Here is a 23,087-nt window from a genome sequence, read left to right on the forward strand (position 1 = left end):
TCAGTTGCCTTCCTGTCCGGCGGGAAGTTCCACGACGACCTGGCCGCTGGCATGCGGGCCTAGGCTGTTGGTGCCGGTGACGTCGACGGTGACCAGGCGTCCTTCGACCGCCGAGACCGTGCCGGTCATCGTCATCGTGTCGCCGGGGTAGTTCGGGGCGCCGAGGCGGATCTTGATCTTCTTCACCACGGCGGCGGGACCGGCCCACTCGACGACGTACTTCTCCACCAGTCCGTTGCTGGTCAGGATGTTCATGAAGATGTCCTTCGATCCGCGCTCGCGGGCGAGTTCCGGGTCGTGGTGGACGTCCTGGTAGTCGCGGCTGGCGATCGCGGTGGCCACGATCAGGGTGCGGGTGATCGGGATCGGGTGCGGGGGAAGTGCCTCGCCAACGCTGACTTGGTCGGCGGTGCGGGTCGGCGCCAGTGCGGCGTTCGTCGGGGTGTTGTTCATGAGGCCACCTCCGTGGTTGCGATCAGGTCGCCCAGGCTGGCCAGGGCGGCGTGCTCCCCGCCGAGCGTGGCGGAGACCTGCTTGCCGAGCAGGAAGTGCCGGTGCACCGGGTAGTCGGTGTCAACCCCGATGCCGCCGTGCACGTGCTGGGTGCGGTGGACGACGTCGAGGCCGCCCTTGTCGCACCACCACTTGGCGACCAGCGCGGCGCGCTCGGCAACCCCGCCCGGCTCGGCGCCGAGCGGGTCGTCGGCGTCGGCGACCAGCGCCTGCCACAGGGTCACCCGCATCGCGTCGATGTCGATGAAGCAGTCGGCGAGCTGGTGCTGGACGGCCTGGAAGGTGCCCAGCGGGCGGCCGAACTGCTCGCGCTCGGAGAGGTACGACGCGGCCAGGCGCATGGCGCCGTCGGCGACACCGACCTGGAGCGCGGCAAGGGCGATCGCCGCGGTCCGCAAGGTGACCGCCAGCGCCCGGTCGCCCGGCGTACCGACGGCCGTGGCGGGAGCGTCGTCGAGGACGAGTTCGCCGGCGAGGTCCCAGCTGGTGGTCTCCGACAGGGTGCTGGAGACGCCGTCCCCTGCACCGGCACCGTCCAGGGCGACCAGGAAGAGCCCGGGGCCGGCCTCGGCGGTGGCCGAGACCAGGACGTGGTCGGCACCGGTCAGGCTGGGCACGACGGCCTTGGTGCCGGTGACCCGCCACCCGTCCCCTTCCTTCCGGGCGGTGGCCAGCGGCGCGGACGGCTCGGCCCCGTCGTACTCCTCGAGCGCGAGGGTGGTCCGCGATGCTCCGCTGGCGAGGTCGGGGAGCAGGTCGGCGCGCTGTTGCCCGGTGCCGAAGCGGGCCAGCACCAGGGCGGCGACGCCCGCACTCCACAGCGGGACCGGGGCAACATGGCGGCCTTGCTCCTCGAGCACGACGCAGAGCGCGTCCAGGCCGAGGCCGGCGCCGTCGTGTTCCTCGGGCACGGGCAGGCCGATCAGTCCGGCCTCACCCAGCGCGCCCCACAACGGGGCGTCGATGCGGGTCTGGCTGGTCTCCACCTCGCGGACGCGGTCGGTGGTGGCCAGGTCGTCGAAGATGGTGCGGGCCAGGTCGGCCAGGGAGACGAGGTCCTCGTCGAGGGAGAAGTCCATCAGTTCTGCCCTTCCGGGTCGGGCCGGAAGACCGGCAGGGTGAGCTCCTCGTCGGCCTCGAGCCAGTCCAGGACGACCGGCATGCCGATCGTCACGTCCTCGGGCGCGACGCCGACCAGGTTGGTGGTCAGCCGGGTGCCGGTCGGCAGGTCGATGAGTGCGATCACCAACGGGTAGTCGAACGCCGGGTGCTTCGGGTGGTGGGCCACCGTGAAGGCGTGGACGGTGCCGGTGTTGCCCGCCTCGACGGTGTCCCAGTCGAAGGAGCCGCACTCCGGGCAGCCCGGGCCTGGTGGGTGGCGCAGTGCCTGGCAGTTGGTGCAGCGCTGCACCACGAGGCGCTTCTCCTTGGCCGCCTCGAACCAGAACATGTTGTCCAGGTTGATCGCGGGGCGGGGGCGCAGCGCCTTCTTCTCGGGCGCTGGTGCCGGTGCTTCCGAGGCCTGTGCTCCTGGGGCCGGTGCCTCGGCCTGCTGCGGCGCAGCTTGCTTCGGCTTGAACCGCAAGGTGCGCCAGCGCTGGGTGGCCACCGTCTCGCCGACCGCGTCGCGGTAGGTCTTGACCGAGGTGACGAAGCGTCCCGTGCCCAAACCAGTGGTCTTCTCGTCACTGATCGACTCGACCACCTCCTCCACGGTGACCTCGTCGCCGGGGACGAGTTCGCGCACGAAGTCGAACTCGGAGTCCGTCGCCACCACGGAGGTGTAGCCGCCCTCGTCGAGCAGGGCGATCAACTCGGCAAAGCCCGCGCCGGCGCCGGTGCCGGGGGCCGGGCGCACCGTCCTGGCATAGCCGCGCATGGTCCAGGCCTGGATCATCGAGGCCGGGGCCACCACGTCCTCGCGGCCGGTGGCGCGGGCCGCCTCTGCGTCCAGGTGCACCGGGTTGGCCAGGTCCATCGCCTCCACCCAGTGGCGGATCATCGGCACGTTGACCGGGTCCTGGCCCGGAGTCCGCTTGTTGAGCACCCGGCCCACGAATGCCTGGAGCTGCTCGTCGTACGACTGTGTCATCGCTTGCTCCTCGGCATGCCGAGACCCATCGTGGCGATCATGTCGCGCAGCACCTCGTTGACCCCGCCACCGAAGGTGTTGACCAGGCCCTGGCGGGAGAGCTGCTCAACCTGTCCGTGCAACACCGCAGCGTGCGAGTTGGGCCGGATCCGGCCGGCCGCACCGAGGATCTGGAAGAGGGTGCGCTGCAGGTCGATGTGCGTCTCGGTGCCATAGGCCTTGGCCGCACCGGCCTGTTCCCCGCGCAGGGTGTTGTCGCCGACGGCGGTGGTCAGCTTCCAGTTCATCAACCGCATCGCCTCGAGCTTGGCGTGGGTGCGGGCGAACTCCTGGCGCACCCACGGCTTGTCGATGACGCCGGTTTCCTTCGCCCACGCCAGCGTCTGCTCCCAGAGCTGGATCATCCGTCCGCCGAGCGCGGCCAAGGCGACCCGCTCGTGGTTGAGCTGGGAGGTGATCAACGACCAGCCACCGTTGAGCTCACCGACCAGTTCGCTGCGCGGCACCCGGATGTCCTGGTAATAGGTCGCGGTCGGGTGGATACCACCCACGGACTTGATCGTGCTCCACGAGAAGCCGGGGTCGTCGCACGGCGTGATCAGGATCGAGATGCCCTTGTGCTTGGGTGCCTCGGGGTCGGTCCGGCAGGCCAGCCAGACATAGTCGGCGGTGTTGCCGCCGGTGGTGAAGATCTTGGAGCCGTTGACCACGAACTCGTCGCCCTCGAGGACCGCCCGGGTCTTCAGCGACGCCAGGTCGGTGCCGGCCGCGGCCTCGGTGTAGCCGATCGCGAAGACGATGTCCCCGGTGAGCATGCCGGGGAGGTATTTCCGCTTCTGCTCCTCGGTCCCGAACTGCATCAGGGTCGGCCCGACGGTGTTGATGGTGACCAGCGGGAACGGGACACCGGCGCGCTGGATCTCGTCGTAGAAGATGAACTGTTCCTCCGCCGACATGCCCCGACCGCCGTACTCCTTGGGCCAGCCGACGCCGAGCCAGCCGTCGCGGCCCATCATCCGGACCACCTCGCGGAAGCGGGGGCCGCCGGCGCCGGCCTCGCCGATCTCGCGGCGCTCGTCGTCGGGCAGCAGCTGGGCGAAGTAGTCCCGCAGCTCCTGGCGCAGGGCCAACTGGGCGGGTGTCTCGCGCAGGTCCATGTTGCTCCTTCTCCGCGCTGGGCAGGAATGCGGCGTACGAGAAGGTTGTCACTCGAATATACGGGTGTCAACCAGTTGTCTACCCAACGGGAGCCCGAGCGTCTAGGGTGGGCACATGGCCACCGCACCCCGCGTCGTACAGCGCGTGCTCTCCCCTGCCCGCGCAGCCATGCGGTCCAGGCTGATCGCCACCGCGATCGAGCTCGCCACCGAGGGTGGATACGACGCGGTCGGGATCCGCCAGGTCGCCGCAGCCGCCGGGGTCTCGGTGCCCACCGTCTACCAGCACGTCTCCTCGCGCGACCAGTTGCTGATGGAGGCGCTGATGTCGCTGGGCGAGCGCTCCACCGATGCCGTCGCGGCACGCCCGCCGAAGGGCGCCACCGCCGCCGAACGGCTCGGCGAGGTCTTCACCCGGATCCTGCGCGAGGCGGGCCGCAAGCCGCTGCTCTACCAGGCGCTCTATCGCGGGTACGTCGCCAGCGCACCCGGCCTGGCCGGCGCCGACGGCGCACCCGGCTTCGGACCGGAGCAGGCTGCCTGGATCGGCGCCACGTTGCGCCTGGGCGAGGGCGACGGCCTGGCCGAGGACCAGATCGCCACCGCCGCCCCGATGCTCTCAATGATGTTCCTCGGCGCCATGATCGGCGTCGCTTCGGGCCGCGACCACCGCGAAGTCGCTGCCCTGCTCTCCAGCGCCGCCGAGCGCCTCCTGGCCTGAGGGCGCCGGGCGCGCTCAGGAGTCGTCGGGCTCCAGCAGCGCCACCAGCACCTGGGCCGCCACCTGGTCAGAAAGCACCTCGCGCGCCTCATCGATCATCTGCTGGGTCGCCCCGTTGTAGGGCTGGCTCGTGGAGAACCCCTCGCCGTAGGTGTAGCTGAGCGTGATCCATCCCGTCCGCGCGCTCTTGGGCGCAACCGGGCTGAGCAACTCCAGCCGGTAGGTTCCCTGCAGTTCCCACTTGCCCTCCTGCTCGATGACCACGAAGTTGTCGGCGCCGAACGAGGTCGGCTGCGCGGCCACTTCCCGGTCCTCGCCGAGTTCCGCGCGTACGTCGTCGCGGGAGGTGCCGTCCCAGTCGGCGGACCCCTGCACGTGCACCCTGTCCTCACCGCCGGGCACGATCCAGGTGCACGAGAACCCATAGATCGAACCCAGCCGCGGATAGTTCGACTCGGGTACGTCGTCGGTGTACAGCACGTGCGCGCCGGTCAGCGCCGAGGCGACCAGCGGGGTCAGCTCTGCGCAGGATTCGATGCCGATCATCCGGGCGGAGTCGGCCCCACCCGTGCCACTGCCCGCCCCGCCACCGGTCCCCGGCGCATCGGTTTCGCCGGTGCCGCCCGGCACCAGGTCGCTGGGCGTCCCCGATCCGGGCAGGCCACCCGGCGAGTCGTCCTCCGCACTCGAGCAGGAGGCAAGCGTGAGGCCCAGGGACAGGCTGAGGGCAACGGGGACCAGGAGTCGGCGCATGGCGCAGATCCTGTCAGGCAGCGGCTCAGGGCAGGAAGCGGAATCTTCCGTTCTTCTCGAACTCGGCCACCAGGGCTTCCTTGTCGGCCGCGGTCATCTCGACGTACGACGGGGCTCCGCGGCCGACCCAGGCGAAGACCGGGTCGGTGGTGCGCCACCCGTCCAGCTGGATCTCCTTCTTGCGCAGCTTGTTCGAGCCGGTGGTCGGCAGGGCGTGCGAGACCCGGACGAAGCGCGGGGCGCCCTTGGTGCCCAGGTCCGGCTGCGCGGCCAGGAAGGCACCCAGGTCGAGGTCCTCGAAGCGGCGACCGTCGGCGATCTCGATCGCGGCCATCACCTGGTCGCCGGCGCGGGGGTCGGGCACCGCGAAGGCGGCTGCGATCACGATGTCACCGTGGCGGCGCAGCACCCGCTCGGTGAGCAGGGCGGAGATGTTCTCCGAGTCCACCCGGATCCAGTCGCCGGAACGGCCGGCGAAGTAGAGCAGCCCGGCGGCGTCCACGAAGCCCAGGTCACCGGTCCAGTACCACCCGTGGCGGACCCGCTCGGCGTCCGCGGTCGGGTTCTTCCAGTACCCCTCGAACGCCGCGGCGCCGGTGGTGTTCACCAGCTCGCCCACGGCCTCCTCGGCATTGCGCACCCGCCCGTGCTCGTCGAGCTCGGCAACCGCGCACTCGATCCGGGTCTCGGGATCCACGATCTTCACGCCGTCGTGGGCCGGGCGGCCGAGCGCGTTGAGCGGCGCCTGCGGATCCAGCTGCACCATGCCTGCCCCCTCGCTGGACCCGTACGCCTCCAGCAGGGTGGCCCCGAACCGCTCCTTGAACCGCACCCGGTCTTCGGGCGAGGCCTCCGTGCCGAACCCGTGGGTCAGCGACAGCGATGCGTCGTCGGCGCGCTGCGGGGTGCCCAGCACATAGCCGATCGCCTTGCCGACATAGGTGAAGTACGTCGCCCCGCAGGCCCGGACCTCGTCGACGAACCGGGAGGCAGAGAACTTGCGCGACAGTGCGACCGTGCCGCCGGCGACCAGGGTCGGCGCCCACAGGCCCATCACCGCATTGCCGTGGAAGAGGGGCATCGAGCAGTAGGAGACGTCGTCGCGGGTGACGTCGTACTTGGCGCTGTTCTGGTAGCCCAGGCCGACCAGGCGCCCCTGGCTGCAGCGGGCTGCCTTGGAGGCGCCGGTGGTGCCGCTGGTGAAGAGGAGCAGCATCTGGGTGCTCGCGTCAATCGCGGGGTCGCGTTGCGGTTCCCCGGCGTGGTCGGCGATCCGGGCGGCGTACGACGGGTCATCGATGCGCAGGAACCGTTCGACCGGTACGCCGATGTCGAGGCCACCCAGGAGCTCCTGCCCGGCGGCATCGGTGATCACCGCCTGGAGCTCGACGTGGCGCACCTCCTGCTCGAGGTAGTCGCCGGAGCGGGTCGAGTTGATCCCGACAATGGTGGCCCCGGCCAGCGCGCCGGCGCCGAGCCAGAAGATGAACTCAGGGTGGTTCTCCAGCAGTACGCCGATGTGGAACGGCTTGTCCGGATCGCGCAGCTTCCGCGCCCATGCGGCACGGGCCGCACTCTCCCGGACCACCTCGTCCCAGGTCCAGCGGTCGCCCCCGTCGATGAGGCCCGGGTGGTCGTCCCCGAGGCGGGCCAGCAGCAGGTCGGCGATCGTCTCGAGGCGCTCCTCGTCGGGCACCGGCGGACGGCTGCGGGGCCCCTCCCTGATGGCGCGGGCGTTGCTGGTCGACGTCATGGTGCGCACGCTAGGTCGGCGTACCTGCGGCCCTCGTGGCACCTCCCACTCATCGGAACCGCGAGGCGGCACGTGTTGACGCCGTACGTCGTCGAGGCGGCGTCAATTGACGCCGCCTCGACGCAGAAAAGTGTCAACACGTGCCGACTCGGCGTTGATCTGTGTCAACACGTGCCGGCTCGGCGCTCAGCCGAAGAACGCCTGGCCGCCGTCGAGCGGGATGGTGGCACCCGACAGGTAGGCCATCTCCGGGCCGACCAGGGCGGCCACGGCGCGGCCGATGTCGGCGACCGGGTCACCGATCCGGCGCAACGGGATCGAGGCGACGAACTCCTCGGCCTCCTCCGGGTTCCGCTCGGTCCAGCCAGCCAGCGCCGGGGTCAGCGCGTGCGGCGCGATGGAGTTGACCCGGATGTTGTCCGGCCCCCACTCGACCGCGGCGGTCCGGCTCAACGAGCGCAGGGCCTGCTTGCATGCCGCATACGCGCCGTACGTCGTGGGGTCCCAGCGGACCATCGCCGAGGTGACCAGATTGACGATCGAGCCGCCGCCCTGGGCGACCAGGTGCGGGTGGGCCGCCCTCATGAAGCTGAACGCCGCGAACGGGGCGCTGCGGAAGCCGCGCTGGAACTGGCGGTCGGTCATCTCCAGCAGCTTGCCGTAGGCGCCGAAGTAGGCGTTGTTGACCAGGATGTCGAGGCGCCCGAAGTCGTCGGCCACCCGGTCCACCAGGCCGGGCACGTTCTCCTCGTCGGTGACGTCGAACTCGTAGGGGCGCGCCTCGACGCCGAGCTGCTCCAGCTCCGTGCAGGCGTCCTCGAGCTTGGCCAGGGTGCGACCGAGCACCGCGATCCGTACGCCGCGCTCGGCAAGGGCGACCGCGATGCCGCGTCCCACGCCCTGGCCGGCGCCAGTGATCAGGGCGACGTGTCCGTTGAGGGTGTCCATGGGGTCATCGTGCTGGGCCACCCACGCGCCGGTCGGCGCCGCGTCCCGGTGACCGGGAGCCTGCCCGGTGGCCGGCGCCTCGCGCGGCAAGACTGGTCCGCCGTGAGCCCGCGTCGCCATCCCGGGCACCTGTCCGACCGATCGAGGAGCGCCCGCATGACCACCCGCCAGGAGACATCCACCGACCCGATGGCCGCCTATGCAGCACTGGTCGGTCCCGGCGGGCCGTACGAGATGGAGCAGGTCGAGGTGCTCGGCACGATGCTGCCGGTCTACAAGAACCGCCAGCGGGCCCTGCACGAGGTGCTTGCCGGATCCGTCGTGCACGGGGACCGCGTCTACCTGGCCACCGCCGACGACCAGGTCACCTTTGCCGACCACGCCGCCCGGGTCTCCTCCCTGGCCCACGAACTCGCCACCACCCACGGCGTACGTCGTGGCGACACCGTGGCCATCTCGGGAGCGAACACGATCGAGTGGATCGAGACCTTCTGGGCGGTCGTCTCCCTGGGCGCCGTGGCCGTCGCGTTCAACGCATGGTGGTCCGATCGCGAGGTGGAGCACGCCGTCGGCCTGACTGGACCGGTGCTCGGCATCGCCGACGCCAAGCGGGTCGACGCGCTGCGCCGCCACGACGTACCCGTGCTCACCTTCGACGACGTCACCCGGCTCCGCACCGCCCACCCGGACGCGCCGTTGCCCTCTGCGGAGGTCGCCGAGGACGACCCGGCCGCGGTGATCTTCACCTCCGGCACCTCGGGCCGCCCCAAGGGCGCGACCCACTCGCACCGCAACCTGCTCGCCGTCGTTGAGTACCACCGGATGAACGACGCGCTGATGGCTGCCTTCGGCGACCCGACCGACCCGCGCGACCGGTCCTACCTGCTCGCCTCGCCGCTCTTCCACATCGCCAGCCTGCACAACCTGGCCATCCCGCGCCTGGCCACCGGCTCCAAGGTCGCCCTGCACACCGGGGCCTTCGACGTGGAGCGGATCTATGCGCTGATCGAGCAGGAGAAGGTGACCAACTGGGGCGCAGTGCCGACGATGGCCTCGCGGATGCTGGACGCCGGCATCGCCGACAGGTTCGACCTCAGCTCGCTGCGCGCCTTCTCGCTCGCCTCGGCCCCGTCCTCGCAGGCCTTCAAGCAGCGCCTGCGTGACGGGCTCCCCTTCGCCACTGCGCTGGTGGACAGCTATGGACTCACCGAGACCTGCACCGGCGTCTCGGTGGCGACTGCGGCCGACCTGGCCGAGTCTCCGGGCACCCTGGGCCGACCGACGTACGGCGTCCAGATGGAGATCCGTGACGCACTCGGGAAGGCGCTGGGCCCCGGCGAGGAGGGCGAGGTGTGCGTGCGCAGTTGCTACAACATGGTGGGCTACTGGCGCAACGAGGAAGCGACCGAGGCCGCGATCCGCGAGGACCGCTGGCTGCACACCGGCGACCTGGGCGAACTCGACGAGCAGGGCCGGCTGCGGCTCAGCTCGCGCCGCTCGGACCTGATCATCCGCGGCGGGGAGAACGTCTATCCGGTCGAGGTGGAGAGTGCTCTGGCCGAGCACCCGCAGGTGGTCGAGTGCATGGTGTACGGCGTGGCCCACGACGACCTCGGCCAGGAAGTGGCGGTCGTGGTCGTGCACGGCGACGAGGCCCCCACCGTCGAGGAACTCACCGACTGGCTGAAGCAGGAGATCGCCTATTACAAGGTCCCGGCGCACTGGACCCTGACCACCACTCCCCTGGTCCGCAACGCCACCGGCAAGGTGGTCCGCGCTGCGGTGCTCGGCCAGGCCTGACCAGCTTCCCCCACCCCGCTGTAACGCGGTGTCCTCGTCGCTTGAGTAGTGCTGTGACGCGATTTTCCGTCAACAGCACCGCACAAGTCGGGCAACACCACCGCACAAGTAGAGCGAGCACATCGCCCAGGGAAGGCCCGGATGTGGTTGGGTGCGGGCATGACGAGCCTTGGCCACGTGACCGACGAGGACCGCGCACACCTGCGCCGCTGCATTGCCCTGGCAGGTGAGGCACTCGATGCCGGTGACGAACCGTTCGGGTCGATCCTGGTCGACGCCGACGGCACCGAGCGGTACGCCGATCGCAACCGGGTCGCCGGTGGTGACCACACCCGGCATCCCGAGTTCGAGATCGCCCGCTGGGCGGTTGCGAACCTCAGCCCCGAGCAGCGGGCCGCCGCCACCGTCTACACCTCCGGCGAGCACTGCCCGATGTGCTCCGCGGCGCATGCCTGGGTGGGGCTGGGGCGCATCGTCTTCGCCAGCAGCAGCGAGCAGCTCACTGCGTGGCACCGGGAATGGGGCATTGCGGCCGGCCCGGTCGCGCCGCTGCCGATCAGCACCGTCGCGCCGCAGGTCCCGGTGGCCGGGCCGGACCCGGAGCTGAGCCAGCAGGTGCGGGCGCTGCATGCCCGGCTGCACGGGGTCGACTGACACCTGGCGCCGGATCAGCACGGCCGTCAGATCAGCGCAAGCACCGGATCAGCGCGGGCGCGGCAGTTCCTTGTTGATGAAGAGACCCTCCGCCTCCACGCAGACCTGGCCGTCGACCGAGATCGACCCGGTCGTCCAGATCTTGCGGCCCTCGGTCCGTTCCTGGCGCCCGGTGACCTCCAGCGGCTTGAAGAGCGGCGTCGGGCGGCGATAGTTCAACACCAGCCGCGCCGTCATCCCGGACTTGCCGGCCCACGCGTTCGCCACACCGAGCGTGTGGTCCAGGAGCATCGCCGACACACCGCCGTGCGCATGGCCGGGCTGCCCCTGGTAGGCCAGCCCCAGCGCGACCGTGCCGCCGATGGAGCCGTCGTCTCGACCGGCCAGGTGCAGCGGCGGGGCGATCGCGTTCTCCGGGCCGGTGATCGGGTCGTGCCGGGTGACCCCCTCACCGGCCCACATGTCGACCAGCCGCTCGTCGACACTGCCGGCGTGCTCCTCGAGGTGGTCGGCGACCGCATTCAGTTGCGCGGCCACCGCGCCCATCTCGGCCGAGGACCGGTCACCGGCATGCAGCAGCGCCTCGATCACCCGCCGCGCAGCCGCCACTGCCTTGTCCACGCCGGTGTTGTTGGGCGTCGCGGTGAGCACGTCCAGGCGCGTGGTCTCCCCCGCGACCAGTTCGGGCCCGGACGCCGCCGCAGGTTCGGTGGTCATCGGCGTACCTGCGGAGCCGGGTCACGCGGCAGCCCGAGCAACCGCTCACCGATGATGTTGAGCTGTACGTCGGTGGTGCCGCCGGCAATGGTCAGCGCCCGGCTGCTCAGGAACCACCAGGTCGCGCTGCGCTCCGCGGGGTCGACCATCAGCGCGGCCTCCCCCTGGAACTCCATCAGCGCCTGCCAGGTGGCCTGGATGTTCTCGGCGCTGACCAGCTTGGCCAGGCTGGCCTCGGCGCCGGGGCGCAGGCCGTTGACCGAGCGGATCGTCTGGCGCAGGCCGAGCAGGCCGCCGGACTGGGCGTCGGCCAGCACCCGCCCCAGAGTCGCCATCTGTACGGCGTCGGCGCGGTCCACGTGGGCGAAGAGCAGCTCGGCCGTGCCGGTGGCGGAGTTGGAGGTCATGTGCACCCGCTCATTGCCGAGCGTGGTGATCGCCAGGCGCCACCCGTCACCTGGTTCGCCGACCAGCATGTCGTCGGGCACGAAGACGTCGTCGAGGAAGACCTCGTTGAAGTGCGCCTCGCCGGTGATCTGGCGCAGCGGCCGGATGTCGATGCCCGGCGTCGTCATGTCGAGCACGAAGTAGGAGATGCCCTTGTGCTTGGCCACCTCGCGGTCGGTGCGGGCGAGCAGGATCGCGTAGTCGGAGTGCGTCGCCCCCGAGGTCCACACCTTCTGCCCGTTGATCCGCCAGCCGCCGTCGACCTTGTCAGCGCGGGTGGTCAGCGCGGCCAGGTCGGAGCCGGCGCCCGGCTCGGAGAACATCTGGCACCACTCCAGCTCCCCGCGCAGGCTCGGCGGGACCAGTCGCTCCTGGAGCGCGGCGTCGCCGTGGGCCAGGAGCGTGGGCACCGCCCAGTTGCCGATGATCATGTCGTGCGGGCTGAGGTCGCGTGCGGCGAGTTCCTCGGCGATCACCACCTGGGCCACCGCGTCGGCGCCCTTGCCCCACGGTTGCGGGAAGTGCGGCGCGGTGTAGCCGAGATCGGCCAGCCGCGTGACCCGTTCGCCCTCCTCCAGCGCGCCCACCTGGTCGAGTTCGGCCGCGACGTCGGCGCGGACCTGCTCGGCCTCCGCGGGCAACTCCAGGCCGAGTGGACGACGTACGCCGGCCAGCGAGATCCCGGCGACCCGGCACTCCCAGGCTGCGGTGCCGCCGAGCAGGATCAGGCTGGACTGGGTACGCCGCAGCGCGAAGCCGGCCAGGTGCTCCCAGGTGTGCCCGATGCCGCCGAGCACCTGGATCAGCGCGTTCGCGACCTCGAAGGCGGCCGGCACGCTGGTGGCCCCGGCGATGGCGACGGCCAGGCTGCTCTCGTCCCGATCGCCCCCCGGCTCGTCCAGGGCGCGGGCGGCATCCCAGGCGCAGGCACGGGCCTGCTCGGTGCGCACCAGCATCCGGGCGACCCGGTGCTTGACGCCCTGGAACTGGCCGATCGGTCGACCGAACTGCTCGCGCGTCGCGGCGTACTCCGCGGCGGTGGCGGTGGCCCAGTCGGCGATCCCGGCCCCTTCCGCGCCGAGGAGGATGGCGGCCAGGTCGAGGGGGCGTTGCGGGTCGATGTCGAGTACGTCGTCGCGCGGCACCTCCAGTCCCTCGACGGTGAGCGTGGCGAGGCGGCGCAGTACGTCGTAGCTGTCGCGGGCGATCACCTCGCCCTCGTCGCGGTCCACCACGACCCACCGGGTGGCGCCGTCGACGGCGACCGGGAGCACGAAGATCCCGGCGAGCTGGCCGCCCGGGATTGCCCCGCTGGTGCCACTGATGCGCAGGGAACCGTCGGCGCCCCGTTCCCCGACCAGACCGGGTGCCGCGCCGGAGAGGTCGACGGCACCGATCGTCGTACCGTCGGCCAGTCCGGCGATGTGGTGGCGGTGGCCGGCGGCGTCGAGAACCGCCGAGGCCAGCACGGTCGGCACGAACGGGCCGGGCGCAAGCCAGCGCCCGCTCTCCTCGACCGCCACGGCGAGTTCGCCGAGGCCGAAGCCGGCCCCGCCGTCAGGCTCGGGCAGGTGCAGCCCGAGCAGTCCCTGGGCCGCCAGGTGTGGCCACCACTCGGGGAGTTCCTCGGTCTTGGCGTCGGCGGCCACGCGGATCGTGTCGTCACCGAGGTGGCGGCGGAAGAGCCCGCGCACCGAGTCGCGCAGGTCGACCAGGTCCTCGCCCAAGCCGATCGCTCCGATGCCGCTGGCGACCAGGCCGGCGGCCAGCCCGTTCTCTCCCATCGTTCAGATCCGTTCCAGGATGGTGGCGGTGGCGTGCGCCCCACCGGCGCACATGGTGACCAGTGCGGTCGACTTGTCGGCCCGCTCCATCTCCGCGACCGCCTGGGTGATCAGCCGGGCGCCGGTGGAGCCGACGGCGTGACCCAGTGCGATGGCGCCGCCGTTGACGTTCACCTTCTCCATGTCCGCGTCGTGCGCGGCCGCCCAGGAGAGGACCACGGAGGCGAACGCCTCGTTGATCTCGACCAGGTCGATGTCGCCGAGCTTCATCCCGGCCCGGTCGAGCACGTGGTGGGTGGCCGCGATCGGCCCGTCGAGGTGGAAGTGCGGGTCCGAGCCGACCATCCCGGAGGCAACGATCCGGGCGCGCGGGCGCAGGCCCTCGGCCTCGGCCCGTTCCCTGCTCATCAGCAGTACTGCTGCGGCGCCGTCGCTGATCTGCGAGGAGTTGCCGGCGGTGTGGATGCCGCCGTCGATGACCGGCTTGAGGGCGGCCAGGCCCTCGGCGGTGGTCTCCCGCAGGCCCTGGTCACGGACGACCTCCTGCTCCTCGCCGGTGGCAGCGAGTGTGCCGTCCTCCTGCTTGGCCATCACCGGTGCAGTCACCGGCAGGAGTACGTCGTCGAAGCGGCCCTCGGCCCACGCCGTTGCGGCGCGCTGCTGGGAGAGCAGGCCGAGTTCGTCGGCAGCGGCGCGGGTGATCCCGTAGTGCTGCGCGATCCGCTCGGCCGCGGTGAACTGGTCGGGCAGATCGAGCTCGAACCCGTCCGGCATCGGCATCCCGGCGCCAGGGGCGAGCGCGGCACCGAGCCAGACCCGGCTCATCGCCTCGACACCGCACCCGATGCCAGCATCGATCTGGCCCGAAGCGATCAGGCCGGAGACCAGGTGGATCGCCTGCTGGGAGGAGCCGCAGGCACAGTCGATGCTGGTGCAGGCCACCGTGTGCGGCAGGCCCGCGACGAACCAGGCATTGCGGGTCACGTTGTTGGACTGGGCGCCGGCCTGGGTGACACAACCACCGACGACCTGTCCGATGGTGGCGGCGTCGACGCCGGCGCGCTCGAGCAGTCCGCGCTGGGCGGCGCCGAGGATCTCGGTCGGGTGCAGGCCCGAGAGCCACCCGTTGCGGCGGCCCACCGGCGTCCGTACGGCTTCGACGATCACTGCTTCGGGCATGGTTCCTCCTGTGAAGTCTGCTGCCTGAACCCTCGCCGCTCCTGCTGCGCCGCGGGGCTGGCTGTCCCACTGATCGGGCCTACTGTCGGGCCCACGAACGCTCACTCGTTGTGTCGCGAACGCTCAATCATTGATGGCCGAAAGCTCACTCGTTGATGCCGCGTCGGTCGGCACGGCGTACGTCGATCACCCCGCGACGTACGCCGATCCCCCTCGCCGGTTCCGCAGCCCGCCGATCCGGTCCGCACCGCCCACTTGCACGGACGCGATAACCACAACGATTGCACTGTGGAGCATCAACGAGTGAGCGTTCGCGGGTCAGGTGAGGTTCTGCACCCCGGTCGTGTCGAGCTCGGCGACCGAGTACGCGGCGTACGTCTGGTGCGGCGAGCGGCCCTCGAAGTGGGCGCCCAGCTGGGTGGCGAGCTCGTCGGCGGAGAAGACACCGGAGGCGGCGGTGAACTTCTGCTCCACCTTCGGCGAGTCCATCAGCGCGACCATGTCGCCATAGACCACGAAGACCTGCCCGCTGATCGCAGCGGCAGCCGGCGAGGCCAGGTAGGAGACGAACGTCGCCACCCGCTCGGGGGCGAGGATGTCGAGCTCGCGCGCCTCGTCGGGGTCGCCGGCGAAGACCTTCTCGGTCATCGCGGTGCGCGCCCGCGGGGCGATCGCGTTCGCCGTCACGCCATAGCGGCTCAGCCCCTGGTGGGCGGAGAGGGTGAGCGCGACGATGCCGGCCTTGGCGGCCGAATAGTTGGGCTGGCCCGCCGAGCCGAAGAGGAACGCCTCGGAGGCCGTGTTCACCAGGCGCCCGTAGACCGGCCCACCGGCCGCCTTGGAAGCCGTACGCCAGTGGACCGCGGCCGCACGGGAGAGCGACGCGTGGCCCTTGAGGTGGACCCGGATCACGTCATCCCAGTCCGATTCGGTGAGGCTGAAGATCATCTTGTCGCGCAGGATCCCGGCGTTGTTGACGACGATGTCCAGCGAGCCCCAGGTGTCGACGGCGGCCGCAACGAGTTCGTCGCCCAGCGCCCACTCGCCGACGTCGCCGCGGACCGCGAGCGCCTGCCCACCGGCCGCCTTGATCTCCGCGACCACCGCATCGCCGGCCTCGCTGTAGTCGTTGACCACCACATTCGCTCCGGCCGCGGCAAGGGCCAGTGCCTCGGCGCGACCCAGGCCACCACCGGCCCCGGTCACGATCGCGGTCCGTCCGGCCAGGCTAGTGTCGTTCATTGCTCTCCTCGTGGATTCAGTGGGTTCGCCGCGGACGGTACGACGTGGGGCGGGGTGGCTGCGCCGGTCAGTCCCGGCCAGTGGCCGACGGTCGTCCCGACCACAGGACCAGGGGCGCAACGATTGAGCTTTCGGGCATCAACGAGTGAGCGTTCGCGACACAACCATTGAGCGTTCGTGGGATGGGGTCAGGTGTGGGAGCCGCCGTCGACTCGCAGTTCGGCGCCGGTCAGGTACGACGCGTCGCGGGAGGCGGCGAAGGCGATGGCACCGGCGATCTGCTCCGGGGTGGCGACACCGAGCAGGGACCGGACCCGGTTGAAATAGCCGAAGTCCAGGTCGCCCGGGGTGACCGCCGCGGTCAACGGGGTGGCCGTGGTGCCCGGAGAGACCGGGACAACGCGGATGCCGCGCCCGACCAGCTCGGCAGCCAGGGTCTTGCTCAGTGCCAGCACCGCACCCTTGGATGCGGCGTACGCGCTCATGTACGGATTGCCGTGGTCGGCCGCGGTGGAGGCAACGTTGACGATCACGCCCGCGCCGTCGGGCAGGTGCCGCAGCGTCTCGCGGCAGAAGAGCATCGTGCCGATCGTGTTCACCTCGAAGAGGTCGCGCATGTCGGCCACGGTCAGGGTCTGGATCGGAGTGGTCCGCTGGATCCCGGCCACGTTGACCAGCACCTCGATGCCGCCCAGGGCCCGGGCCGCGTCGTCGACGCAGGCGATCACCTGGGCTTCGTCCGCGACGTCGACGACCCCGGTGACCACCCGCCCCGGCCCGATCGCCGCGGAGGCGGTCTCGGCCAGGCCCGCCTCGTCCCGATCCACGGCGAAGACGGCGGCGCCCTCGGTGACCAGGCGGCGTACCGTGGCCCGGCCGATGCCGGAGGCGGCGCCCGTGAGGAGCACGTTCACACCACTGAACCTGTTCATGGCGCCGACGCTAGGTCGCCGCGGCCTCCTCGTCGCAGGTCGTTCCCGGTCAGCGGTAACCGCCTCAACGGTACGTCGTCGCGCAGCGCTCCACCGCGGGTGTCGTGGGGTACGTGGCGCGCCCGTGGATCAGCCGACGAGTCGGTGCTGCCCGTCGTCCCGGTGCGGCTCTGGGTGCTTGTGCGATCGAGTGCGACGATCAGTCGCGGGCCCACTCCCGGAGCAGCAACGCGCAGAGCACCCGGATGTCGTCCTCGATCACGTCCTGGCCCAGGTGCTGGTTCAGCGCCGCTGTCAGTTCACCGAACCAGGCCCGCTCGATCAGCGAGCCCAACTGCTGGTCACGCTCGGTGGGCTCGGTGATCCCGGCCGTGCGGAGCACCAGACGAGAGAAGGCCACGTGCGCCTCGACGGCCTCCTCGGACGTGTCGTGCAAAGCGGCGTTGTTGGAGATCATCATCGCGTGCGCCAACAGGGGCGCGGCGAGCATCTCCCGGGTCAGGCGGAGCAACAATTGCTCCACCTCGTGGACCGGATCGAGAACCACGTGCTCGTCGTCGAAGGTCTCGTCCAGCACCAGCACCTTGCTGCGCAGTACGCCGGTGAACAGGTGCATCTTGGAAGGGAAGTAGCGATACAGCGTGGCGATCGCGACGCCGGCCTCCTTGGCCACCTCGTGCATCTGCACGTGGTCCAGCCCGTGCATCGCGCCGTGGCGCGCGGCGGCATGGAGGATGCGGTCGACCCGCAACCTCTGCTGGGCTGAGTTCGGCCGGGCAGGCGCCCTGACCTCGGCAATGCGTGGCACGTTCCCCCTCGGTTGGTGGCTCCATTCTCGCCCGAGCCCCGGGCACGGGGCCAACCGCTACCGGTGACTGGGACGAGGCTCGCGCCCGCCGACCACCCTGCGGTGGGATGGGCGCAGACGGTGGATCGCGCGAGAGATGGGATGCGGAGCTATGACCTGGGACGCAACGTACGACGTGGTGGTGGTCGGCTCGGGTGCCGGCGCAATGACCGGTGCCTATCTCGCAGCACGGGCCGGACTGAGTGTCGCCGTGGTCGAGAAGACCGACAAGCTCGGCGGCACCACCGCCTACAGCGGCGCCGCCGCCTGGCTGCCCGGCACCCAGGTCCAGGAGCGGGCCGGGCTGCCCGACTCCACCGAGTCCGCCCGGACCTACCTCAACGCACTCCTCGACGAGCCCGACCAGGCCAAGCTGGAGGCCTTCCTGGCCGAGGCACCGCGGCTGGTCGCGCAACTGGAAGAGGATCCCCTGCTCTCGTTCGAGTTCCAGGCCTTCCCCGACTACTTCGAACGGCCGGGGCGAGTGCCCGGCGGCCGTTCGTTCGTGCCGACGCCCCTGCCGCTGGAGGAGATCGGTGAGCGGCGCGACCTGGTCCGGCCCCCGGTGGACCGCGAGCGGGTCGGCAAGGGCCACCACCTGGGGCAGCCACTCGCTGCCGGGCGTGCCTACATCGGCCGTTTCCTGATGGCCCTGGACGCGACCGGCAACGCCACCGTGCACACCCGGACCGCGGTCGACGAACTCCTCACCGAGGACGACCGGGTGGTGGGGGTGGCCGGCACCGACGGCAACGGCAACCGGGTCACCTACGGTGCACGGCGCGGCGTACTCCTGGCCGCTGGCGGATTCGAGCGCAACCACGACGAGCGGGCCCGCCACGGCGTACCCGGGAACGCGGCGTGGACGATGGCGCCCGAGGAGAGCAACACCGGCGAGCCGATCGCCGCCGCCGTCGCCCTGGGCGCGGCCACCGACCTGATGGACCAGGCCTGGTTCACGCCGGGCATCGCACACCCAGACGGCTCGGCCGCCTTCACCCTGGGCTTCCGCGGCGGCCTGGTCGTGGACCAGAACGGACAGCGCTACGCCAACGAGTCGCTCCCCTACGACCAGATGGGGCGCGCCATGGCCGCCGATGCCGCACGCATCCCGTCGTACGTCGTCTTCGACTCCACCTCGATGGGCCACCTGCCGGCGATCGCGATCCCGGAGGGCAACCCCGAGGACCACCTCGCCGCCGGCACCTGGCACCGCGCCGACACCCTGGTCGACCTGGCCGCCGCCATCGGCGTGCCGGCAGACGCGCTGGTCGCGACGGTGGAGCGGTTCAACGGGTTCGCCGCCGCTGGCGACGACGAGGACTTCGACCGCGGCAAGGACGAGTTCGCCAGCTACTTCGCCTCGCCGGTGCTGGTGACCGTTGCCGAGGGACCGTTCTGGGCGGCGCGCCTGGTCCTCTCCGACCTGGGCACCAAGGGCGGGCTGGTCACCGACGTGGACGCGCGCGTGCTGCGTGGCGACGGGTCGCCGATCGAGGGCCTGTACGCCGCAGGGAACACGTCGGCGTCGATGACCGGGAAGTTCTACCCGGGCCCCGGCGCCCCGATCGGGACCGCGATGGCCTTCGCCAGCCGGGCGGTGCGCCACCTCGCCGCTACCTGACCCACCGGCGACAGCCCTTACACGGGATGGTGACAAGCCACCCAGTGGTCCTCACCCACGTTCACCAGGGCCGGCTCCTCGATTCGGCAGCGTTCGGTGGCCAGGACGCAGCGGGTGCTGAAGCGACAACCCGCCGGAGGGTTGATCGGGCTGGGGATCTCGGCGTTCGGGACGGACTTGGTGGTGATGCCCCGGGTGGCCGCGGAGGGCAACGCAGAGATCAGGCTGTGGGTGTAGGGATGACGCGGCTGGGAGAACAGGGTGGCTGTGGGCGCCAGCTCGCACGTCTTGCCCAGGTAGAGGACCAGCACGCGGTCGCTCACGAACTTCACCACCCCCAGGTCATGGGAGATGAACATCATCGACAGGTCCAGCTCCCGACGGAGGTCCCGGAGAAGGTTCAGTACCTGGGCTTGCACGGAGACGTCCAGCGCGGAGACCGGTTCGTCGCAGACTATGAGCTTCGGTTCGACCGCCAGAGCGCGGGCGATGTTGACCCGTTGGCACTGGCCGCCGGACAGTTCGCGGGGAAGCCGGTTGCGCAGTGCTGTGTCCAGACCGACGGACTGCATCACCGAGTCGACTCGCTCGTCGACGTCGTCGCATCCCCAGATCCGCAAGCCTTCGGCGATGATCTCGCCAATCTTGCGACGGGGGTTCAACGAGGCCTGGGGGCTCTGGAAGACCAACTGGTAGGCACGTCGCTGCAGTCGCTCCCGGGAGGCCGGGAGCTCGGTGATCTCCTCGCCGTCGAGGCGAACGGATCCCGTCGCCCCCTTGGACAGCTGCATCACCGCCATTGCCGCAGATGACTTGCCACACCCGGACTCACCCACCACACCGAGCGTCTCGCCTCGAGCGACGTCGAAGCTCAGGTCGCTCACCGCATGCAACGTGACCCCACGACGGATCCGGTGCCGTACGTCTAGGCCCTCGACACTCAGGACCGCTTCGGGGCGCAGGTGCCCCCGTCCACTACCGGCCATCTGCACTCGCTCCTCTCGCCGGGGCGGACACGTCCGTGTCCGCGGTTTCCAAGGGATGCCAACAGGCGAATCGATGCTCCGACGCCCCCGCGACACGTTCCAGGGCCGGGGTTGTCGACTGGCAGATCTCGGTCGCCAGGGGGCAGCGGCCGGCCAGCACGCAGCCCACCGCGTCACCAATCGGCGTCGACGGCTGACCACTGATCGGCGAGAGACTCTCGACGTCCTCGAAGGGGTCCGGGACCGCGTCGAGGAGAGCACGGGTGTAGGGCATCCGCGGGTGAGAAAGGACGTCCTCTGCCGGCCCGCTCTCCACCACGCGGCCGCGGTACATCACCACCACGTCGTCGGCCCAGTGGGCGACGAGTGGCAGGTCGTGACTGACCAGCACCAAGGCCGCTTCCTGGTCGTCCCGAACGTCGTGGAGCAACCTCAGGACCTGGTCCTGCACCGTCACGTCGAGTGCGGTGGTCGGCTCGTCAGCGAGCAGAAGGACGGGGTCACCGACCAACGCCATCGCGATCAACACGCGTTGCCTCATCCCGCCCGACAGCTGGTGGGGATACTGCTTGAGTCGTCGTTCCGGATCGGAGAGGCCGACGCTCGTGAGGAGTGCGCAGGCTCGCTCGTTGGCCTCCGCTCGGCCGAGGCCGAGTTGCAGGTGCAGCAGCTCGCGCATCTGGCTGCCGATCGTGCGCACGGGATTCAAGGCAGCCGACGTGTCCTGGAAGACCATGCCGATCCGTGACCTGGTGAGACGAGTGAACTCGGCATCGCTGAGGTCGGTGACTTCCTGGCCGTCGAACCAGGCACGACCACTCCGTTCCGCGCTGCCCCCGACGATGCGCAGGAAGGACCTGATCAGGACCGACTTCCCGGAACCGGATTCACCCACGATGCCCAGGGTGCGACCCGGCGCGACGGAGAGCGTCACGCCATCCACGGCGTGCAGGGGGCCCGCCGGGGTGTCAAAGGTGACCCGCACGTCCGACAGGCACAACGCCGACTCTCCCGGGTCCGTCCCGGGCTCGGAACCGGCCGAGGCCAGCTGGGTCGCATCGGTGGCCCGGGTGTGGTCCGCGTCGGCCGTGACGTCCGGCATGACCTGGACGCGGCTCCGACGAGAGGTTCCTCCTTCGGCCAACAGCACGTCGTGGATCCAGTTCAGGGCCAGCACTGTGATGACCAGGACTCCCGCTGGCACGAGGGTTGCCCACATGCTGGTGTCGAGGCTGATCCGGCCCTCCTCGATCATCCCGCCCCAGGTGGGGGTCGGCGGCCGCACCGAGAGCCCCAGGAAGGCGAGGCTCCCCTCGGCCACGATCATGACCCCGACCAGCAGGAACGCGAAGGACAGCACCGGTGGAAGAATGTTGGGCACCACGTCCCGGCGGATGGTACGCAGGGTTCGCGCGCCCAGCACCTTGCTGGAGATGACGAACTCCCGCTCTCGGATGGCGATCGTGCTGCCTCGGGTGAGCCGTGCCGCAGCCGGTGCGCTGAGCACGCCGAGCACCAGGGTCACGTTCATCAAGGACGACCCCAGAAAGGTGACCACCACCAGGGCCACGACAAGACTGGGGAAGGCCAGCACCGCATCGATGATCATCGTCACGACGGTGTCGACCCAGCCGCGGCAGTATCCCGCAACGGTTCCGACCAGGCCCCCGAAGACGATTGCTATCGCCGTCGCCCCCAGCCCGACGCCGAGCGTGACCTTGGCTCCGTGGACGACCCGGGCCAACAAGTCACGGCCCAGCGCATCGGTCCCCAGCAGGTTGTCCGACGAAGGCCCGCTCCGCGGTGGTCCTGTCCGTGTCTGCAGGGGGTCTGCCAGCGGCAACAGGTCCGCGAACAGGGCGGCCACGACGACCACTACCAACCAGGCGACGCAGCACCAGAAGAGCGGACCGCGGCTGACGCGCCGACGCGAGTCGACTGAGTCGACACGGGCGCTGACTGCTCCCCTTGCTTCACTCATGTGTGGATCCTCGGGTCGAGAACGGCGTAGAAGACGTCGACAGTGAGATTGATGACGACGTAGGCGAAGGCGATCACCGCTACCACTCCTTGGACCGTGACGAAGTCACGCGCATAGCTCGCATCGATGAGCAAGCGGCCCAGACCAGGGAGTCCGAAGAGGCTCTCGACGATCACTGAGCCACCCATCATCGCGCCCAGGCTCAGGCCGATCACGGTGAGCAGGGAGGTGAAGGAGGGGCGCATCGCGTGCCGCACCAGGACCCGGACCCTCCCATACCCTCGGGCACGGGCCAGCAGGATGTAGTCCTCCTTGAGGGTGGCACTCATCTCGGCGTGCAACATGCGGTAGTACAAGGCGATCTGGCCCAGTGCCATGGTGAGCACGGGCAGGATGATCGACCGCACGTGCGGGACGAGCCCATCAGCCGGGGGTCTGTATCCACTGACGTCCAACCACCCGAGCTTGAGCCCGATGATGGCGGCCAGGGCGATGCCGGTCACGAACACCGGGCTGGACAGGAACACCAGGCTCACCCCGGAGCTGACCCGGGCCGTGGGACCAGAGGGCTTCTCTGCCGTCAACAGCGCCAGCACCAGGGCGATCACCACCGCAAGGACGACGGAGGCGAAGAGCAGCTCGAGCGTGAGCGGGAGCCTCTCCGAGATGGTCTCGGTCACCGAACGGCGGTTGGTGACCGAGTGGCCCAGGTCCCCTTGCATCGCACCGCTCACCCACTCGAGGTAGCGCGCGAAGACGTTCTGGTCGAGGTTCATCGTGGCCCGCAGCTCCGCGCGCGCCTCCTCAGTCGCGTTGGTCCCCAGGATCGCCACCGTCGGATCACCCGGAAGCAGGTTGATCAACAGTTGTGAGGCGAAGCTGACGGCGACCAGGACGATGAGGAGGCGCGTCACACGGATGGCCAGAAGCCCCGTGACATGGCCGAACACTCGTTGC

At 70.4% G+C, this 23,087-nt stretch carries 20 protein-coding genes; 4 read left to right on the plus strand and 16 right to left on the minus strand.

The features are described from left to right. From Q9R27_RS14330 to Q9R27_RS14345, 4 genes are read right to left on the minus strand one after another with little or no spacing between them, the layout of a single operon-like run. The gene (locus Q9R27_RS14330; protein ID WP_311253071.1) at nt 1-453 is read right to left on the minus strand and encodes a MaoC family dehydratase; all 453 of its coding nucleotides are present in this window, start codon (nt 451-453) and stop codon (nt 1-3) included. Beyond that, nucleotides 450-1,592, minus strand: coding sequence for an acyl-CoA dehydrogenase family protein (locus Q9R27_RS14335; RefSeq protein ID WP_311253072.1), 1,143 nt, complete (start codon nt 1,590-1,592; stop codon nt 450-452). The genes Q9R27_RS14330 and Q9R27_RS14335 overlap by 4 nt, the downstream gene beginning before the upstream one ends. Continuing rightward, nucleotides 1,592-2,605 carry a MaoC family dehydratase N-terminal domain-containing protein gene (locus Q9R27_RS14340; protein WP_311253073.1) on the minus strand — a complete coding sequence of 338 codons (1,014 nt, stop codon included), beginning with the start codon at nt 2,603-2,605 and terminating at the stop codon, nt 1,592-1,594. Before Q9R27_RS14340 ends, Q9R27_RS14335 begins: the two co-directional genes overlap by 1 nt. Next, a complete protein-coding gene (locus Q9R27_RS14345; RefSeq protein ID WP_311253074.1) occupies nt 2,602-3,762 on the minus strand; it encodes an acyl-CoA dehydrogenase family protein in 1,161 nt (386 codons plus the stop codon). The genes Q9R27_RS14340 and Q9R27_RS14345 overlap by 4 nt, the downstream gene beginning before the upstream one ends. 115 nt (nt 3,763-3,877) lie before the next feature. Here Q9R27_RS14345 and Q9R27_RS14350 point away from each other — a divergent pair, with 115 nt between their 5' ends. After that, on the plus strand, nt 3,878-4,483 hold the full coding sequence (locus Q9R27_RS14350) for a helix-turn-helix domain-containing protein (RefSeq protein WP_311253075.1): 606 nt from the start codon (nt 3,878-3,880) through the stop codon (nt 4,481-4,483). Between the two features lie 15 nt (nt 4,484-4,498). Here the strand turns inward: Q9R27_RS14350 and Q9R27_RS14355 are convergent, their stop codons facing one another. From Q9R27_RS14355 to Q9R27_RS14365, 3 genes are all read right to left on the minus strand, one after another. Beyond that, entirely contained in the window at nt 4,499-5,236 is a 738-nt protein-coding gene (locus Q9R27_RS14355) for a hypothetical protein (protein ID WP_311253076.1), read from the minus strand. A 25-nt stretch (nt 5,237-5,261) separates the two neighbouring features. After that, on the minus strand, nt 5,262-6,989 hold the full coding sequence (locus tag Q9R27_RS14360) for an AMP-binding protein (RefSeq protein WP_311253077.1): 1,728 nt from the start codon (nt 6,987-6,989) through the stop codon (nt 5,262-5,264). A gap of 186 nt (nt 6,990-7,175) precedes the next feature. Next, nucleotides 7,176-7,937, minus strand: coding sequence for an SDR family oxidoreductase (locus Q9R27_RS14365; RefSeq protein ID WP_311253078.1), 762 nt, complete (start codon nt 7,935-7,937; stop codon nt 7,176-7,178). A 156-nt stretch (nt 7,938-8,093) separates the two neighbouring features. On the opposite strand from Q9R27_RS14365, the gene Q9R27_RS14370 reads away from it, so the two are divergent. Beyond that, nucleotides 8,094-9,737: a class I adenylate-forming enzyme family protein gene (locus tag Q9R27_RS14370; RefSeq protein ID WP_311253079.1), complete on the plus strand. Its 1,644-nt coding sequence runs from the start codon at nt 8,094-8,096 to the stop codon at nt 9,735-9,737. A gap of 159 nt (nt 9,738-9,896) precedes the next feature. Continuing rightward, nucleotides 9,897-10,391, plus strand: coding sequence for a nucleoside deaminase (locus Q9R27_RS14375; RefSeq protein WP_311253080.1), 495 nt, complete (start codon nt 9,897-9,899; stop codon nt 10,389-10,391). Nucleotides 10,392-10,439: 48 nt separating this feature from the next. Here Q9R27_RS14375 and Q9R27_RS14380 read toward each other — a convergent pair whose 3' ends face one another. From Q9R27_RS14380 to Q9R27_RS14405, 6 genes are all read right to left on the minus strand, one after another. Continuing rightward, a complete protein-coding gene (locus Q9R27_RS14380) occupies nt 10,440-11,108 on the minus strand; it encodes a PaaI family thioesterase (protein WP_311253081.1) in 669 nt (222 codons plus the stop codon). Beyond that, entirely contained in the window at nt 11,105-13,339 is a 2,235-nt protein-coding gene (locus Q9R27_RS14385; protein WP_311253082.1) for an acyl-CoA dehydrogenase, read from the minus strand. Before Q9R27_RS14385 ends, Q9R27_RS14380 begins: the two co-directional genes overlap by 4 nt. Before the next feature lie 3 nt (nt 13,340-13,342). Then, nucleotides 13,343-14,518, minus strand: a complete 1,176-nt coding sequence (locus tag Q9R27_RS14390) for a steroid 3-ketoacyl-CoA thiolase (protein WP_311253083.1) — start codon at nt 14,516-14,518, stop codon at nt 13,343-13,345. Between the two features lie 318 nt (nt 14,519-14,836). After that, nucleotides 14,837-15,760, minus strand: a complete 924-nt coding sequence (locus tag Q9R27_RS14395; protein ID WP_311253084.1) for a 3-oxoacyl-ACP reductase — start codon at nt 15,758-15,760, stop codon at nt 14,837-14,839. 188 nt (nt 15,761-15,948) lie between these two features. After that, nucleotides 15,949-16,692: an SDR family oxidoreductase gene (locus Q9R27_RS14400; RefSeq protein WP_311253085.1), complete on the minus strand. Its 744-nt coding sequence runs from the start codon at nt 16,690-16,692 to the stop codon at nt 15,949-15,951. Nucleotides 16,693-16,891: 199 nt separating this feature from the next. Beyond that, the gene (locus Q9R27_RS14405) at nt 16,892-17,500 is read right to left on the minus strand and encodes a TetR family transcriptional regulator (protein ID WP_311253086.1); all 609 of its coding nucleotides are present in this window, start codon (nt 17,498-17,500) and stop codon (nt 16,892-16,894) included. Between the two features lie 151 nt (nt 17,501-17,651). Here Q9R27_RS14405 and Q9R27_RS14410 point away from each other — a divergent pair, with 151 nt between their 5' ends. Further along, complete coding sequence (locus tag Q9R27_RS14410) at nt 17,652-19,163, plus strand: FAD-dependent oxidoreductase (protein ID WP_311253087.1); 1,512 nt, start codon at nt 17,652-17,654, stop codon at nt 19,161-19,163. Between the two features lie 17 nt (nt 19,164-19,180). Here the strand turns inward: Q9R27_RS14410 and Q9R27_RS14415 are convergent, their stop codons facing one another. The 3 genes from Q9R27_RS14415 to Q9R27_RS14425 form a co-directional block, all read right to left on the minus strand. Further along, nucleotides 19,181-20,047, minus strand: a complete 867-nt coding sequence (locus tag Q9R27_RS14415; RefSeq protein WP_311253088.1) for an oligopeptide/dipeptide ABC transporter ATP-binding protein — start codon at nt 20,045-20,047, stop codon at nt 19,181-19,183. A 91-nt stretch (nt 20,048-20,138) separates the two neighbouring features. Then, nucleotides 20,139-22,130, minus strand: coding sequence for a dipeptide/oligopeptide/nickel ABC transporter permease/ATP-binding protein (locus Q9R27_RS14420; protein ID WP_311253089.1), 1,992 nt, complete (start codon nt 22,128-22,130; stop codon nt 20,139-20,141). After that, nucleotides 22,127-23,044, minus strand: coding sequence for an ABC transporter permease (locus Q9R27_RS14425; protein WP_311253090.1), 918 nt, complete (start codon nt 23,042-23,044; stop codon nt 22,127-22,129). Before Q9R27_RS14425 ends, Q9R27_RS14420 begins: the two co-directional genes overlap by 4 nt. Between the last annotated feature and the right edge of the window lie 43 nt (nt 23,045-23,087).

This window comes from Nocardioides sp. AE5 (genome assembly GCF_031844485.1).
Classification (GTDB): domain Bacteria; phylum Actinomycetota; class Actinomycetes; order Propionibacteriales; family Nocardioidaceae; genus Nocardioides.

Excerpts from the sequence above, each read along its gene's own strand:
- Q9R27_RS14365 (WP_311253078.1), bottom strand. The coding sequence starts at position 7,937 with ATGGACACCCTCAACGGACACGTCGCCCTGATCACTGGCGCCGGCCAG.
- Q9R27_RS14420 (WP_311253089.1), bottom strand. The coding sequence starts at position 22,130 with ATGAGTGAAGCAAGGGGAGCAGTCAGCGCCCGTGTCGACTCAGTCGAC.
- Q9R27_RS14370 (WP_311253079.1), top strand. The coding sequence starts at position 8,094 with ATGACCACCCGCCAGGAGACATCCACCGACCCGATGGCCGCCTATGCA.
- Q9R27_RS14355 (WP_311253076.1), bottom strand. The coding sequence starts at position 5,236 with ATGCGCCGACTCCTGGTCCCCGTTGCCCTCAGCCTGTCCCTGGGCCTC.
- Q9R27_RS14350 (WP_311253075.1), top strand. The coding sequence starts at position 3,878 with ATGGCCACCGCACCCCGCGTCGTACAGCGCGTGCTCTCCCCTGCCCGC.
- Q9R27_RS14330 (WP_311253071.1), bottom strand. The coding sequence starts at position 453 with ATGAACAACACCCCGACGAACGCCGCACTGGCGCCGACCCGCACCGCC.
- Q9R27_RS14410 (WP_311253087.1), top strand. The coding sequence starts at position 17,652 with ATGACCTGGGACGCAACGTACGACGTGGTGGTGGTCGGCTCGGGTGCC.
- Q9R27_RS14340 (WP_311253073.1), bottom strand. The coding sequence starts at position 2,605 with ATGACACAGTCGTACGACGAGCAGCTCCAGGCATTCGTGGGCCGGGTG.
- Q9R27_RS14335 (WP_311253072.1), bottom strand. The coding sequence starts at position 1,592 with ATGGACTTCTCCCTCGACGAGGACCTCGTCTCCCTGGCCGACCTGGCC.
- Q9R27_RS14360 (WP_311253077.1), bottom strand. The coding sequence starts at position 6,989 with ATGACGTCGACCAGCAACGCCCGCGCCATCAGGGAGGGGCCCCGCAGC.
- Q9R27_RS14345 (WP_311253074.1), bottom strand. The coding sequence starts at position 3,762 with ATGGACCTGCGCGAGACACCCGCCCAGTTGGCCCTGCGCCAGGAGCTG.
- Q9R27_RS14380 (WP_311253081.1), bottom strand. The coding sequence starts at position 11,108 with ATGACCACCGAACCTGCGGCGGCGTCCGGGCCCGAACTGGTCGCGGGG.
- Q9R27_RS14390 (WP_311253083.1), bottom strand. The coding sequence starts at position 14,518 with ATGCCCGAAGCAGTGATCGTCGAAGCCGTACGGACGCCGGTGGGCCGC.
- Q9R27_RS14385 (WP_311253082.1), bottom strand. The coding sequence starts at position 13,339 with ATGGGAGAGAACGGGCTGGCCGCCGGCCTGGTCGCCAGCGGCATCGGA.
- Q9R27_RS14375 (WP_311253080.1), top strand. The coding sequence starts at position 9,897 with ATGACGAGCCTTGGCCACGTGACCGACGAGGACCGCGCACACCTGCGC.
- Q9R27_RS14395 (WP_311253084.1), bottom strand. The coding sequence starts at position 15,760 with ATGAACGACACTAGCCTGGCCGGACGGACCGCGATCGTGACCGGGGCC.
- Q9R27_RS14400 (WP_311253085.1), bottom strand. The coding sequence starts at position 16,692 with ATGAACAGGTTCAGTGGTGTGAACGTGCTCCTCACGGGCGCCGCCTCC.